Source organism: Streptococcus sp. FSL E2-3494 (genome assembly GCF_038007085.1).
Classification (GTDB): domain Bacteria; phylum Bacillota; class Bacilli; order Lactobacillales; family Streptococcaceae; genus Streptococcus; species Streptococcus thermophilus.
Genome location: NZ_JBBOWN010000001.1, coordinates 294,925 through 309,589, shown reverse-complemented (window position 1 = coordinate 309,589; position 14,665 = coordinate 294,925). Strand labels below are relative to the sequence as shown.

Sequence of the window (14,665 nt, the reverse complement as noted above, 5' to 3'; positions counted from 1 at the left end):
AAACTATGAAATTTGTTGGAATTGTTGGAGCAAATTATGATCAATCATATAACCGTAAACTTCTCGAATTTATCAGAAGACATTTTAAAATTAAATTTGAACTTGAAGTTTTAGAAATTGATGAAGTCCCTATGTTTAATCAAGATGAAAAATGGGATGAAAGTTTCCAACTTCGCTTACTTAATAACAAAATTACACGCGCTGATGGTGTTATCATAGCTACACCTGAGCACAACCACACTATCTCTGCAGCACTTAAGTCAGTATTAGTAGAATGGCTCTCATTCGAAGTGCACCCATTTGAAAACAAACCAGTTATGATTGTTGGTGCTTCTTACTACGACCAAGGAACTTCACGTGCCCAAGTGCATTTGCGTAAAATCCTTGAAGCACCTGGCGTCAATGCTTATACTCTTCCGGGTAATGAATTCTTGCTTGGAAAAGCCAAAGAAGCCTTTGACCTTGAGGCTAACATTACCAATGAAGGTACTATTAACTTCCTTGAACAATGCTTAGATAATTTCATCCAATACGTAGGAATGGTTTCTAAATTGAAAAAACCAAAACCAATTGAACCTGAAGACTTGGATTGTGACAAACCAATCGCTACAACTGTTACCGAGGTTGATCCTGACGATCCAGAATGGGTCGAAAAAGTAGCTGAGATCACTGGTGCAGTATCTGGTGATACTTATGTTAAACTAGATCACGGTATTTTGACGGTTAACCAAATTGACATGTTCCTCAAGGTTATGCCGTTTGAATTAACCTATGCCGATGATAACAACCAGTTCCTCTACTACAATAATGCCCATCAAGATCCTGATACTATGTTAGCTAAACGTGTACCACCTCAATCAGGTAGCCGTATGTCAACAGTTCACGGTTCACTTCCACCAGCTCGTATGAAGAATGTGGAATGGGTTATCGGTACCCTTTGTAACGGCAACCAAGAATATGTGCGTACAATTGTACCTGGTTCGCCTGAAGGAGTTATCAATACGCATAACTATCAAGCTATGTACTATGATGATGGTTCTTATGCAGGAATCAATGAAATCGTCTTTAACTTTAAACCATGGCTTGACTGGTATCTCGAAACAACTGGTCAACGCCTTGTCGGAGGAAGCGGTCCTTTTGCACCGGCTGTAACTAGCCATAGCGGTAGCGACGCAACATCTGGAGCATCAGACGCTAGTGGTCACGCTGGCGATGCATCGCCAGCCGCAGATGCCACATCTGGAGCGTCCTCATACTAAGACTTGGAAAAGTTGGGACAAAATATCCTAACTTTTTTCATGGTCATCTTAGATTAACATTCACCCGAGCATATGTATCTATTCATGCTCCATGTCACACTACTTAGAGGTAAACTTATGTCTCAATTCCAAGAAAAAGTTTTTGCTGCTTGCGCTAAAAAGAAGCTCTCTTTAACGAAAGTCTTGGTCGCTATGCCTTACGTTCTATGCTTGCAGGCGTTTATCTTACCATGTCAACTGCTGTAGGAATTATTGGCGCTGATATTATTGCTGCAGCTAGCCCAGCTCCTTATCGCTTCGTCTTTGCCTTTATCTTTGCTATCGGATTTGGTATTCGTTCTCATTTTCAACGGAGAGTTAGCCACTTCAAACATGATGTTCCTTACTAGTGGTGCCTATTATGGTAAAATCAGATGGAGTAAGGTTTTTACCATCCTCCTCTACTGTATCTTCTTTAATTTTGTTGGTGCCCTTATCTTGGCCTGGTTTTTCAACCAATCCCTCTCTTTCAATCATCTGACAGATAGGAGTTTCTTGGTAACTGCTGTCTCAACTAAGCTTGGACAAACAGATTGGATGAACTTTACAGAAGGTATTACTGCTAGTATGTTCGTCAACCTTGCTATCTTGAGCTATATGCTCCTCAAAGAAGAGTCTGCCAAGATTTTCATTGCCCTATCAGCTATCTTCATGTTTGTCTTTTTGGTGAATGAACACTTGATTACAAACTTTACATCTTTCATGTTAATCGGTTTCAACGGTGTCCGTAATGCTGTGGACAATTTCACATTAGCAAATATTCTACATCAGTGGGTGATCGTTTTCTTCGGCAACTAGATTGGTGGCGGTATTTTCATTGGTTTGGCATACTCTTGGCTCAATAAAACCAAAACAACTCACATCGATTAGGAGGCTACATGCGTCAAAAGATATTTATCAAACAAACTTGCCGAGCTTTTCTACTGTATTTTATATGCCTAACCATTGCAGTTGCGATTGATTTAATCTTTTTTAAAGTCAAAAACATGTACCACACACCTGCCTTGGTGGCTATCTTTTCGGGCTGGGTTTATTTAGAGCTAATCCAAAAGACCAAACAATTTGGAGCTGTTACCTGCCTTGGTCTCTTCATGTCCATCTTCTTCTTTGCCTCTGGTCACTTTGTCCTAACCTTCCTTCCAAGTTTGCTGGCTGGCCTTGTCGCTGACTTACTCGCCAAGAAGGGCAACTATGAGAATGATAAAGTAAATCTACTCTCCTATATGGTCTTTTCTCTAGGAAACTTGGCACCTATAGTGACCATGTGGCTAGCTCCTAAAGCCTACAGTGCACAGCTCTTAGCTAAAGGCAAAACACAAGATTATGTAGACCAAGTTATGGTCCCATTCACAGCCAATCATGCTCTAATCCTGATTGGCTGAACTCTTATGACTGCTCTCACTGGAGGCTACATTGCTAAAAATTGTCTAAAAAATAAATAGCCAGCAATCTTCCTAACAGAGCGGACAAGACAAACTCGCTTTTCTTATGCTATAATGAGAAAGAATATAATCTTTTTCTACTTTGTTAGAAAGGACATAAAGGGAGACCGAATGATGAAAAAACAAAAAATCGCTGTCTTGGGTCCTGGTTCTTGGGGAACAGCTCTCGCACAGGTACTCAACGATAACGGACACGAGGTCCGTATTTGGGGAAACATCCCTGAACAAATTGATGAAATCAACGAAAAACACACCAACACCCGCTATTTTAAAGATGTGATTTTGGATGAAAACATTAAAGCCTACAAAGAGCTATCTGAAGCCCTAGATAGTGTTAATGCTATTCTTTTTGTTGTTCCAACTAAGGTCACTCGCTTAGTTGCTAAGCAAGTTGCCGAACTTTTAGACCACAAAGTTGTTGTCATGCATGCTTCAAAAGGTTTGGAACCAGGAACACACGAACGCCTCTCTACAATCCTTGAAGAGGAGATTCCTTCGGAAATGCGAAGTGAGATTGTCGTTGTATCTGGCCCAAGTCATGCTGAAGAAACTATTGTTCGTGATATCACCATGATTACAGCAGCATCTAAGGACCTTGAAATAGCAAGGTATGCCCAAGGTATTTTTAGTAATAGCTATTTCCGTCTCTACACTAACTATGATGTGATTGGTGTTGAAACAGCCGGTGCCCTCAAAAACATTATCGCAGTCGGTGCTGGTGCTCTCCATGGTATGGGCTATGGAGACAATGCTAAGGCAGCCATAATTACTCGAGGACTGGCAGAAATCACTCGTCTTGGTGTAAAACTCGGAGCTGACCCTTTGACTTATAGCGGTCTATCTGGCGTTGGCGACCTCATCGTTACTGGAACTTCTATCCATTCACGTAACTGGCGTGCCGGAGATGCGCTTGGTCGTGGCGAAAAACTAGAAGACATTAAACGTAACATGGGTATGGTTATCGAAGGAATTTCAACCACTAAGGTTGCCTACGAAATTGCTCAAGAACTTGGCGTCTACATGCCAATTACAACAGCAATCTACAAATCTATCTATGAGGGTGCTGATATCAAGGAATCTATTCTCAATATGATGTCCAATGATTTGCGCTCTGAAAATGAATGGGATAAAAAATAAAAAATCTAGGGAGTTCTCATGAAGAATCAAAAAGTTAGAAAAGCTATCATCCCCGCTGCAGGACTCGGAACACGTTTTTTACCAGCTACTAAAGCATTGGCCAAAGAAATGTTGCCAATCGTTGACAAACCAACCATCCAATTTGTCGTTGAAGAAGCTCTTAAGTCTGGTATTGAAGATATCTTGGTTGTTACCGGTAAATCAAAACGCTCTATCGAAGACCATTTTGACTCAAACTTCGAATTAGAATATAACTTGGAACAAAAAGGTAAGACTGACTTGTTGAATTTGGTTAATGACACCACTTCTATTAATCTCCACTTTATCCGTCAAAGTCACCCACGTGGTCTCGGAGATGCTGTTCTCCAAGCCAAAGCATTTGTCGGAAATGAACCTTTTGTTGTCATGCTTGGTGACGACCTCATGGATATTACTAACGACAAAGCGGTACCTTTGACTAAACAACTTATCAACGATTATGAGGAGACACATGCATCTACTATTGCGGTTATGTCTGTTCCTCATGAAGAAGTCTCTGCTTATGGTGTAATCGCTCCTCAGGGTAAAGGCGAAAATGGGCGTTACAGCGTTGAAACTTTCGTTGAAAAACCAAATCCAGAAGATGCACCAAGTGATCTTGCTATCATCGGACGTTACCTTTTAACACCTGAGATTTTCGGTATCTTAGAAAATCAAGAACCAGGTGCTGGGAATGAAGTCCAATTGACTGATGCTATCGATACTCTTAACAAAACACAATGCGTCTTTGCTCATGTATTTACAGGAGATCGTTATGATGTCGGTGACAAATTTGGCTTTATGAAGACGTCTATTGATTACGCACTTAAACACCCTCAAATTAAAGATGACCTTAAGCAATACCTTATTGAATTGGGCCACAAACTTGAAGGCAAACCCACTAAAAAAGACTAGTATAAAATCCATCGAATCTAATATTCGATGGATTTTTCATTTAATTTAAAGATAAGTAAAGCCTAGAACAATTAGCAAGAGTGTAACGTAAGTTAAAAGGGAAGTGAAGCGCCACCCCTTACTAAATAGGCGACTTTCAACCTTATTGGCCAAAAAGATAGCTGCCAGAGCACCTCCAACTAAACCACCGATATGACCTGTAATCCCAACACTAGGTGTAAATAGGTTGAAGATTAAGTTAATAACAATCAAAGCCAAATAATTACGGCCCAACTGATTGAGTAAGGGACTGTGACTGTAATAACCAAGAATCACAATAGCCGCAAATAGGCCAAACAAGGAGGTCGAAGCACCAGCTGCAATAACATTAGGTGTAAAAAACAAGGTAAAGGCGTTTCCCATAACACCAGCTAGTAAATAAAGCCCTAGAAAACGTAGAGTACCAAAAATCTGTTCAGCCATCCTCCCCATAAAATAAAGGGTAAGCATATTGAAAAGAAAATGCTCGACACCTATATGGACAAAAATAGGTGTTATAAGACGCCAAAGTTCTAAGGGATTGTATTGAACGAAGGTCCCAAACATAGCTCCCATCTTAAAGAGACTAAGAGGTGACGTCGCTTGAAAGCTATTTAAAAGATATTGACAGATAAAAGTCAGCGTCGTGAGCCCCAACAATAGATAGGTTGCAGGGTATTTCTTCCATTCATTTACTTGCATGTAATAACCTCCCTAACGGCGATGTCATGGCTATATGGAATAAAATCCATTTCCTGACAGGGATAAACCGTGCTAACTGTCTCCCCCTCAAAATCAGACAAATAGCGATCATAGTAACCTGCTCCGTAACCAATACGATAGCCTTCAGCATTGAAAACTACTCCCGGCACATGAATCAAATCAATCTCTGATTTTTCCACTGCCAAATCAGAGGCAGGTTCCATCAAGCCGAAAGAGGTTGCAACAAGATTATCTGGATCGTAATCCACAAAAATCATTTGACCTTGTTTATAGGTTTTGGGAATCAAAAGACGCTTACCATCCTTTAAGGCCTGCTTGATTAAGAGACTGGTATCATATTCATGCGGAAAAGCCAGATAGGTCGCAATCACCTGGGCATCTTTATAAGCAGGTAAGGCAATCAATTTCTCCAAAAGATTTTTATCTATCTCAGCCTTAGTCTCAGGTTCTTGTGAAGTCAACTGAGACAAGACCGTTTTTCTAAGTTTATTTTTCATAGGTTTATCATATCAAAAAAGCTACCAAAAATCAGATTTGGTAGTTTTTTTAGCTTTATCAACTATCATTAGTCCTCTGCCTTGTATTTAAGGAACTTACCAATTTCACTCACTGCAAAAGCCAGAGCTTCTTCGTTTGGACTCATCTTAGGATGGTGAAGTGCATATGGCGTATCAATCCCCAACCAGAACATGACACCAGGAACCTTACTAAGCAAATAACCAAAATCCTCGCCCGTCATAGCTGGCAAACAATCAATCAAGTTCACCATTGGACTAGCATCAAAGAAGGCCATCAACTCTTTAGCCAAGGCTGGATTATTTTCCACAGGGAGATAACCACCTTGTTTCAACATGATATCCACTTCCATACCGAAGCTAGCTGCTACGCCTTCTGCAATCTGGCGCACGCGCTTCTGGATGAGGAGACTCATTTCCTGAGTAAGAGTACGAATAGTACCATAGACCTCTGCTGTTTCAGCGATAACATTGTTGGTCGTTCCTGCATGGAAAGAACCAAAGGTAACTACGCCGCCTTGGATAGGATCAACATTACGACTAACAATAGTTTGTACCTGTGTAATAAAGTAAGAAGCTGCTACAAGAGCGTCATTGGCCTCGTGTGGAAAGGCGGCATGACCTCCCTTACCTTTGAAAGTAACGAGTACTTCACAAGTTCCTGCAAAAAGGGTATTCGTATTTGTAGCAATATCTCCTACCTTAAAATCTGGACGGACGTGGAGCCCATAGAACTCATCTGGCAACCAATCTCCAAAGGCACCATCCTCATACATAAGCATACCACCAGCTTCATTTTCTTCAGCTGGCTGGAAAAGGAAGAGCATGTTATTTTTAGGCTGTACTTGAAGCATCTGGTCCAAGAGACCAAGCGCTGTTGTCATATGAATATCGTGACCACAAGCATGCATACGACCTTCATGAATAGATTTAAAGTCAAGACCTGTTTCCTCTACAATTGGTAGACCATCAATATCTGTACGCCAACCAATAGTTTTCTCAGGCGCAGAACCATGAAGAAAAACAAGGATTCCTGTACGCCAAGTACGTTGCTCCACAAAGTCCTTACCTTCAGTCATTTCAGCAATACGCTCTAAGAGATAAGCTTGCGTTTTAAATTCTTCCAAACCAATTTCGGGAATTTGGTGAAGGTCTCGTCTGATTTTGATTAAATCAAGTGTCATGTTTTTGTCCTTTTTATTTATATTTATTTTATAGAGAATCTAGAAATAGAGGCCTTACGGGCCTCTACTATCAATATATTACAAGTTACGCAAAGCGTCTTCGAGTGCTGTTTTTTGTTGTGTTTTTTCATCGATTTCCTTGATGATGCGAGCTGGAACACCTGCTACAACCACATTTTCAGGGACATCTTGAGTAACGATAGCGCCAGCGGCAACGACTGAACCGTTACCTACTTGAACACCTTCAATCACAACAGCATTAGCACCAACAAGCACGTTATCACCGATACGTACTGGCTCTGCTGAAGCTGGTTCAATCACGCCAGCAAGGACTGCACCCGCACCAATGTGGCTGTTTTTACCAACAGTAGCACGACCACCAAGGATAGCACCCATATCAATCATAGTACCTGCACCGATTTCCGCTCCGATATTGATTACAGCCCCCATCATAACGACGGCATTGTCTTCAATCGTTACTTGGTCACGTATAATGGCACCTGGCTCGATACGGGCATTAAGGTGACGCTTATCAAGCAATGGAACAGCTGAGTTGCGGCCATCTTGTTCCACAACATAATCCTTATTTTCCGTCAAATTTGCAAGAAGTGGCTCGATATCTTTCCAGTCACCGAAAAGAACATTACCAAGCTTAGTGACAGAACTTGGAACAGCAGTTGCCAATTCCCCTTCAAAAGTTACTTTAACATTTGTTTTCTTTTCTGCATTACCGATAAAAGCAATAATTTCTTGTGCAGACATTTTTTGTGCAGTCATGAGATTCTCCATTCACATAAAGTTAGGAATTATTATACCAAAAATTCTGATAATTGTCTTTACTTTTGCCGAATCGAATGTATTTTTATGTAAAAACTGTCTTTAGATCCTCTATATCTGTAATCACTCGGTCTGGCTTGATTGGGGATGTCTCCAGCTCTTGACGAGAATAAGGGAAAGTATTCAACAAGATTCCATCAATTCCAACCGCTTTAGCTACAGCAATATCCGTCGTCAAGTCATTTCCCACCATGACAGTCTCAGATGGGTTCAACCCATAGTCATCTAGAGCTTGCTTCAAAAATTCTGGTTGAGGCTTACAGATACCCGCATCAGAAGACAAATAAATGGTATCAAAACAAGATCTTAACTCCATTAGGTCAATCTCGGCGTTCGTAAAGGCTGCTTGAGCATTAGATAAGAGATAAAGATGGCATCCCTGATCTTTTAGAAAGGTCAAAACCTCCTTGGTATGCGGATAAACTAATAAGCGCTTACACGAGATAAGACGCGAAAGACTATAGCTATCAATTGGCCCCAATCCTCTAGCTGATGAAGGCAACTAGACTGAGGTCGACCATTTACATAAAGCTGGTTGAAAATGTGAGCTAAGTCAACTTCTGGATACGCAACTCCTTTAAGCTCTATTAACTCCTCACGAGCCAGTGCCACACGCTTAGCATAAGATTTTCTAAGACCTTCACCCTTATAATCCGCCCCATAAGCTTGGTAAAGTTGGGCTAATTTATCCCATAACGCAGGATCTTTCTCATCGGTTAGGATATCAACCAAGGTTCCATAAAAATCAAAAATGTAGTTCTTATAAACGTTATTCATCAAAGCCTTTTTACTCATTACTCAAGATTTCTTATTCTTTATCATACACCTTTTAAGAAAATCAAACAAACTAACCAAGAAATTTTCCCATCAAAAAAATCCCAACAACCGTTAGGATTACTTATCATTTTTAATACGACCAATCAGTAACTCTCCTGCAACTGTCAATTGCGTCACCGAGGACAAATTTAAACCGTTCTTATCAACATGGAAGAAAAGAGGTGTCATCTCTGCAAATGTTTGAACATGTTCTGGTGGCATAGACCAAGTCCTGACAATAGTCACACACTCCAAAAGTTCACAGGATTCCTGGAAATGTTCCACAACATCCTGATTAGAGTAAGCATGCACCTCCGGTAATAGTTGGCGAAACTCTTTAAGATGATCTTCATGAGGAATGACCTTGAAAATCAACCCCTGATCAGTCAAAAGTCGTCCAAATTCTTGATAATTAGCTGGTGAAAAGATATCTAAAATCAGGTCTATACTGTGCTCACGCAAGGGCAGTTTAGCCAAATCACCAACGAACCATGCCACATTTTTCTGAGGATTTTGACGAGCCGCAAGAAGGATGGAGTCCTTAGACAAATCAAAGGCCATGAAATCTTTGTCAAATGCTAAAGCCAACTGACGGCTGTAATAGCCCTCACCACAGGCAACATCTAGAACATGCGAATGTCTAGGAAGGTCACGCAAACGCTCGGAAATCACCTCCAGGATGGAATCATAGTAGCCTGCCGCAAGAATCTGACTCCTATTTTCAAAAGAAGCCATATCATAGTGTTTATCTCCCTTGTTCTGTCTCAAAAAATTGACAAAGCCCTGCTTGGCGATATTAAAGGTATGCCTATTCTGACAAACCAAGCTAGACTGGTCCAAATGCATTGAATCCTGACAAATAGGACAAGCAAAAAGGCTTTCTTGATTTTTAAAAACACTAAAATTAGCCATAAATCCTCCTCGACACAAAAAAAGAGCACACACCTGAAATCGCTTAGGGCTGCTGGATTCCTCCCCTGACCCGCTTCACGCACAGATGTTGCTCCGATAAATATTATACCATAAATCGAAGTGATTGCAAGTAGGAAACTTAAGACAAGACTAGATAGGATTATCCCTCATCGAAGCTCATTATTTTTTTCATCAGTATAAACTTTGATAAACCCTAGCAATGCCATAGTAACAGAAATGTCACTACTTTTTTATTTCTCTTCACCTTATAATAAATCCGCAGCTTGAGGAAAGCACCAAAAGCTAGTGACATAACTGACTTTATTGAATGGATACTGCTCGATAAGAAGAAAGGACAATAAGAACAATGACTGAAACAATCAACAACCGTAAGAAAATGACTACTCAAGAACTCGAAATCGTATCAGGTGGTACAGTTCCTTGGGCTGCTATTTCAGTAGGAATTGCTGGCGCAAAACTGACTTATGATCTAAGCTATGCTGCGGGTAAATCTTTCTGCAATCTCAAACACTAATAAAAGAACTTAACTTCAACTGACATCTCCAAGATTTTGAGAATGATAACTTATGAAGCTTACAAGAAATCAAACAAATGGTACTACTGCTAATCAATTCCCTAAAATGAACAACTATTTACTCGTAAAAATCGCTTTAGCTGGAATTATCAGTAGCCTATTTCTCATACTCCTAATCAACCTAATCTTTCATGAACGATTAGGAACACCAATTATTGACACTAATTTGAAGTCAGCTTTTTGGACACTTATACTCTTCATGCCTATTTTTCTTTTGACAAGAGAACAAGAAAAACATAAGACTAAGGAAGAGTGACTTAAAGATCCTTCAAAAAAACAAGACTCCCTCTAATCTCCTATTGAAAAATGCAAGCTCTTTTGGCTTGCATTTTGTCTTTACATATCTTGCACGACTTCTAATTTAGCCAATCGTTTGGCTTCTTTTTTGCGTTCGCGGCTCTGGCGGAAAAAGTCTTGCATAATCTTAGCACAGTCCGCCTCCATGACACCAGTCTCAACTTCTACGCGATGATTGAGACGCTCATCTCTTAAGATATCATAAAGGCTACCTGCACCACCAAATTTTTGATTACATGCTCCATAGATAACTTTGGGAATACGCGCCAGACCAATGGCTCCACTACACATGACACAGGGTTCAATAGTCACAAAAAGGGTGCAGTCTAACAAACGCCAGTTGCCCACTGTCCTATTGGCCTCTTGAATGGCCATGACCTCCGCATGCATAATAGCTTGGTTGAGCTCCTCACGCGCATTATGCCCACGACCAACGATTTCTCTATCCTTAACAATAACACAACCAATTGGAATTTCTGCTTTATCTAGAGATTTTTGAGCCTCCTTAAGAGCCTCAGACATAAAAATCTCTTTCTCTTCTTGGCTATAGTCAAGCATTAGTCTTACTCCTGTTCCAAGATTTACGAGATGGCGTCTCGCTTAGTCCTTCTATTATAGCATAAGAAAAACATTCCCTTTCTAAAGGGTACAAAAAAAAGCTAAGACGAATCATCCTAGCTTCAAACACAATAGTTTGGTGAGTCTTAGAAATCACACCAATGTGTTCTCCCAAGGCTAGACGAAAAGTCAACGACCACTTAACATCCTAATTTATATGTCAGTCGGAGTGTCACAGTCAATTGTCTGTGAAATCATTGAATCGACCTATAAGCCTCACAACAATAAACTAAAATGTAACTGTCTCAAACAATTGCAAGCATAGTATTATAGTTGTGATATTTCATACTTTCCTTCCAAACAAATAATGCCTACTATAAAAGTAACTTTTATAGCTTTTCCTTACCCACCTATAGTTTATCACGAAACCTCTATCATTTAATTTAAAAATTGGTAATAAAACAATGACATAAATGAGAAAGAACTGTTAATTGTGTACACTATTTTGGCTAATTAACCAAATAGCAAAAAACCATGTTATATCTGCATTTTAAGGTTTTTCGAATAACTTTCTCTACTCTATCTATACTTTTAAACTCCTATCATCCTAAGTCTTATCTAATTTTACTTTTTATTAGTCTAACAGGTGTTTAATGTTTTATCTCCAACAATTCTTCAAAACAAGGTATGGAATAAGATAATGATTTTTTTTGGAGAGGTGACTTCAAAGATAGGAGACCTAGATAGCTAGACAAAGGATAAACTAAAAGGGAAGCTCTTCTTCTAAAATCAGGTCAGCCAAGTCATTATCAGGATTATTTTCCCTAACAGCACGCTGAGCACGACTCTCCAGAAGTTGGAAAGAGGAACAAAGCACCTCAGTAACGTAATGGGTTTGGCCATCCTTATCGTACTTACGGGTACGAAGCTCACCATCAAGAGAAATTAAACTCCCCTTGCTAGCATAAGAGGCTAAGGTCTCAGCCAAACGCCCCCAGACAACCACTGTAATAAAGTCAGCCTCACGCTCACCATTTTGCGTCTTATAGCGACGATTAACCGCAACTGTGACACGTGTAAAAGACCTATCGCTAGCAGTCTTAACCATTTCAGGAGTAGCTGTTAAACGTCCAATTAAAATTACTTTGTTATACATTTTTTACCTCCACCTATCTATTCGTAAGAGGAAGTAAAAAATAGATTATTTTTAAATAGTTTTACAGATTCTCTCGAGAGGATCCCTTCTAATATTCGAATCTCTCTACTACTCGAAGGTTATTATTTTTCTAGAAATAGTACTCCATAGGATATTTTCATTACAACAATTGATCTTTAAATTTTCTCTACTCGTTTAGCTAGCTCAACGTTTTTGAACTACAATTTCCCATGAAGCAGGGCCGACTTGTTCAAAGCGCGTCACAGGATAATCATTATCTGCAGCCCAGTTTGGTATACTTTCCGTTGCTTGCGTACAATCGAAAGCTATCAACAACTCATCACCTGTAGCTAATTCAGCCATTTTTTTCTTCGCATCAATCAACGGAAATGGGCATACCAGTCCACCAGTTTCAAGTTTTACCAAAGTCATATCATATTCTCCTCTTAATTTTTGTTTGGTTTTACAAAGATAATATAGGAAGCCGTCCAAACACCTAAAATAGTCACTGGCAAAGCAATCCATCCCTTACTAGAAAAAATTGCTGTAGCTGTTAAACCATTACCAATTGTACAGCCACCAGCCCAAGAAGCACCGATTCCCATAAAAATACCTCCTAGTGTGCTTTTAGCGATGGTTGGCAAGTCTGGCAAACGCCAGCGAAACTCTTGAGATCCCTTTGCAGCAAGAAAGGAACCGATAAAAATACCTAATACAAGAAAAACACCCCAACCAAGTTGCTTACTATCGCCTGTAATAATATAACTAATTAGATGTGCCGATGGTGTTGTAATCCCTAACCCTCCAACACGACCAGTCAGCTGACTAGCTGGCCAAGCAATTAAAGCAACAAGACCAATTAGAAGTCCTGCAAAATATTTATGGTAAGTTTTCTCAAATAGGTAGTGTCTCACTCCCTTATATTTTGATGGAAGCGAAGCAATCTGACGTCTGGGCTTACGTAACTCTCGAATGACAACAAAACTTGTTATAGCTACTAAGAAAACAAGAAAATACCAAACCGGAATTCCTAATTGACTCGCTAAATCATCGTTAATCACCCATCGCTTAGCTATTGATTGATTCAAAGGTACAAGGAATCCTGATTTCATAGCTGCTGCACTTGTCATATAAAAAAATAGTGCAACCCAGCTACCTAAGAGTCCTTCACCTGCACGATACCACGTTCCTGTGGCGCATCCCCCCGCAAGAACAATTCCAATTCCAAATAGATAGGAACCCACAATAGCTCCTAACACGGAAAATTCTTCATAGGGATTTCCAACAATACCTAATTTAATCAGGAAAAGCACTCCTATACTTTCTACTGTGATTGCAATAAGGAAAGCGTAAAATAAGGTATTATTACGTGCAATATACATGTCTCGAAAACCACCCGTCATACAAAAACGAGTTCGTTGCAAAACGAATCCAAATATCAGACCAATGATCCCACCAGAAAGAGCAGTCGTAAGCATAAGTACCTCCTAAAGTAAATATTGAATACATTATAAAAAAAATATTATAACTTGTATAATCTTTCTTTTTTATGGTTAGCCATAAACTTTCTTTATGGCAAACAAAAAAAGCGGATTATTACCGCTTCTTCTCTTACTTACCTTTTCCAGTGTTTAGCTGGATCAAAAGCCTCGCCGACTACTGCTGAATCATCAAGTTCAATAATCCCACGTTTTTGCGGGGCATTCGGAAGGGCCAACTCACGTGGGGAACACATCATTCCATAGCTATCTTCACCACGAAGTTTTCCTGGGAAGATAAGAGCCCCGCTAGGCATCATAGCACCAGGGAGAGCTACGATAGTTTTAAGACCAGGGGATGCGTTTGGTGCTCCTGCAACGATTTGGACCTTCTTATCACCGATGTTCACTTGACAGATGTTAAGGTGGTCACTGTCTGGATGTGGAACCATTTCATCAATTTGTCCAACCACAAAGACTGGACCTTGCGTATTTTCCAAACGCTCTTCAAAGCCCTCTTTAGCCAATTCCTCATTTAAGGTAGCTACATCTTGGTCAGACAAGAAAACTTGACCATTTCCTTCGATATCAATGAGGCTTGATGCTTCAAAAATGTTCCAAGCAAGAGTCTTACCTGTTTCATCAGCTGTGACACGAGCCACTTTACCTTTACGTTCTACGCTACGTTTAATGTCCTTAGTATCCTCCAAGATAACTAACAAAACGTCGCCAACTTGTTCTTTATTGTATGCAAAAATCATGGATT

At 40.0% G+C, this 14,665-nt stretch carries 16 protein-coding genes, 1 other RNA gene and 2 pseudogenes; 7 read left to right on the top strand and 12 right to left on the bottom strand.

Translation table 11 applies throughout. The features are described from left to right. The first annotated feature begins 5 nt into the window (after positions 1 to 5). The 5 genes and pseudogenes from NST05_RS01685 to galU all read left to right on the top strand — a co-directional run bounded on the left by NST05_RS01685 (position 6) and on the right by galU (position 4,810). Positions 6 to 1,259, top strand: coding sequence for an NAD(P)H-dependent oxidoreductase (locus NST05_RS01685; protein ID WP_084829124.1), 1,254 nt, complete (start codon positions 6 to 8; stop codon positions 1,257 to 1,259). Between the two features lie 117 nt (positions 1,260 to 1,376). Further along, positions 1,377 to 2,168 (top strand): annotated as a pseudogene (locus tag NST05_RS01680) (formate/nitrite transporter family protein). Positions 2,169 to 2,176: 8 nt separating this feature from the next. After that, positions 2,177 to 2,680 carry an MptD family putative ECF transporter S component gene (locus tag NST05_RS01675; protein WP_084829126.1) on the top strand — a complete coding sequence of 168 codons (504 nt, stop codon included), beginning with the start codon at positions 2,177 to 2,179 and terminating at the stop codon, positions 2,678 to 2,680. Positions 2,681 to 2,854: 174 nt separating this feature from the next. Next, positions 2,855 to 3,877: an NAD(P)H-dependent glycerol-3-phosphate dehydrogenase gene (locus tag NST05_RS01670; RefSeq protein ID WP_340742982.1), complete on the top strand. Its 1,023-nt coding sequence runs from the start codon at positions 2,855 to 2,857 to the stop codon at positions 3,875 to 3,877. Between the two features lie 18 nt (positions 3,878 to 3,895). Continuing rightward, a complete protein-coding gene (galU, locus tag NST05_RS01665; protein WP_179972326.1) occupies positions 3,896 to 4,810 on the top strand; it encodes a UTP--glucose-1-phosphate uridylyltransferase GalU in 915 nt (304 codons plus the stop codon). 45 nt (positions 4,811 to 4,855) lie between these two features. Here the strand turns inward: galU and NST05_RS01660 are convergent, their stop codons facing one another. The 7 genes and pseudogenes from NST05_RS01660 to ffs all read right to left on the bottom strand — a co-directional run bounded on the left by NST05_RS01660 (position 4,856) and on the right by ffs (position 9,920). Further along, positions 4,856 to 5,530: a rhomboid family intramembrane serine protease gene (locus NST05_RS01660; protein ID WP_084829128.1), complete on the bottom strand. Its 675-nt coding sequence runs from the start codon at positions 5,528 to 5,530 to the stop codon at positions 4,856 to 4,858. Further along, positions 5,521 to 6,048: a 5-formyltetrahydrofolate cyclo-ligase gene (locus NST05_RS01655; protein ID WP_011226605.1), complete on the bottom strand. Its 528-nt coding sequence runs from the start codon at positions 6,046 to 6,048 to the stop codon at positions 5,521 to 5,523. Before NST05_RS01655 ends, NST05_RS01660 begins: the two co-directional genes overlap by 10 nt. A 68-nt stretch (positions 6,049 to 6,116) precedes the next feature. Beyond that, entirely contained in the window at positions 6,117 to 7,250 is a 1,134-nt protein-coding gene (locus tag NST05_RS01650) for an N-acetyldiaminopimelate deacetylase (RefSeq protein ID WP_011681671.1), read from the bottom strand. Positions 7,251 to 7,328: 78 nt separating this feature from the next. Then, positions 7,329 to 8,027, bottom strand: a complete 699-nt coding sequence (gene dapD / locus NST05_RS01645) for a 2,3,4,5-tetrahydropyridine-2,6-dicarboxylate N-acetyltransferase (RefSeq protein WP_002951996.1) — start codon at positions 8,025 to 8,027, stop codon at positions 7,329 to 7,331. 85 nt (positions 8,028 to 8,112) lie between these two features. Then, positions 8,113 to 8,867, bottom strand: a pseudogene (locus NST05_RS01640) (HAD family hydrolase). Between the two features lie 114 nt (positions 8,868 to 8,981). After that, the gene (locus tag NST05_RS01635; protein WP_014608733.1) at positions 8,982 to 9,815 is read right to left on the bottom strand and encodes a putative RNA methyltransferase; all 834 of its coding nucleotides are present in this window, start codon (positions 9,813 to 9,815) and stop codon (positions 8,982 to 8,984) included. 6 nt (positions 9,816 to 9,821) lie between these two features. Beyond that, positions 9,822 to 9,920, bottom strand: an RNA gene (ffs, locus tag NST05_RS01630) — signal recognition particle sRNA small type. Between the two features lie 262 nt (positions 9,921 to 10,182). Between ffs and NST05_RS01625 the strand changes: the two genes are divergently transcribed. Together NST05_RS01625 and NST05_RS01620 are read left to right on the top strand one after the other, a co-directional pair. Next, entirely contained in the window at positions 10,183 to 10,350 is a 168-nt protein-coding gene (locus tag NST05_RS01625; protein WP_014621998.1) for a class IIb bacteriocin, lactobin A/cerein 7B family, read from the top strand. Positions 10,351 to 10,402: 52 nt separating this feature from the next. After that, entirely contained in the window at positions 10,403 to 10,666 is a 264-nt protein-coding gene (locus NST05_RS01620) for a hypothetical protein (RefSeq protein ID WP_011681674.1), read from the top strand. Positions 10,667 to 10,746: 80 nt separating this feature from the next. On the opposite strand, the gene tadA is transcribed toward NST05_RS01620, so the two are convergent. The 5 genes from tadA to ytpR form a co-directional block, all read right to left on the bottom strand. Then, positions 10,747 to 11,265: a tRNA adenosine(34) deaminase TadA gene (tadA, locus tag NST05_RS01615; protein WP_011681675.1), complete on the bottom strand. Its 519-nt coding sequence runs from the start codon at positions 11,263 to 11,265 to the stop codon at positions 10,747 to 10,749. A 763-nt stretch (positions 11,266 to 12,028) separates the two neighbouring features. After that, positions 12,029 to 12,421: a single-stranded DNA-binding protein gene (locus tag NST05_RS01610; protein ID WP_011227579.1), complete on the bottom strand. Its 393-nt coding sequence runs from the start codon at positions 12,419 to 12,421 to the stop codon at positions 12,029 to 12,031. 204 nt (positions 12,422 to 12,625) lie between these two features. Beyond that, on the bottom strand, positions 12,626 to 12,853 hold the full coding sequence (locus tag NST05_RS01605) for a sulfurtransferase TusA family protein (protein ID WP_064355726.1): 228 nt from the start codon (positions 12,851 to 12,853) through the stop codon (positions 12,626 to 12,628). 14 nt (positions 12,854 to 12,867) lie between these two features. After that, positions 12,868 to 13,899, bottom strand: coding sequence for a YeeE/YedE family protein (locus NST05_RS01600; RefSeq protein ID WP_071417489.1), 1,032 nt, complete (start codon positions 13,897 to 13,899; stop codon positions 12,868 to 12,870). A 137-nt stretch (positions 13,900 to 14,036) separates the two neighbouring features. Beyond that, positions 14,037 to 14,660 carry a YtpR family tRNA-binding protein gene (gene ytpR / locus NST05_RS01595; RefSeq protein ID WP_082309147.1) on the bottom strand — a complete coding sequence of 208 codons (624 nt, stop codon included), beginning with the start codon at positions 14,658 to 14,660 and terminating at the stop codon, positions 14,037 to 14,039. Positions 14,661 to 14,665: the final 5 nt, after the last annotated feature.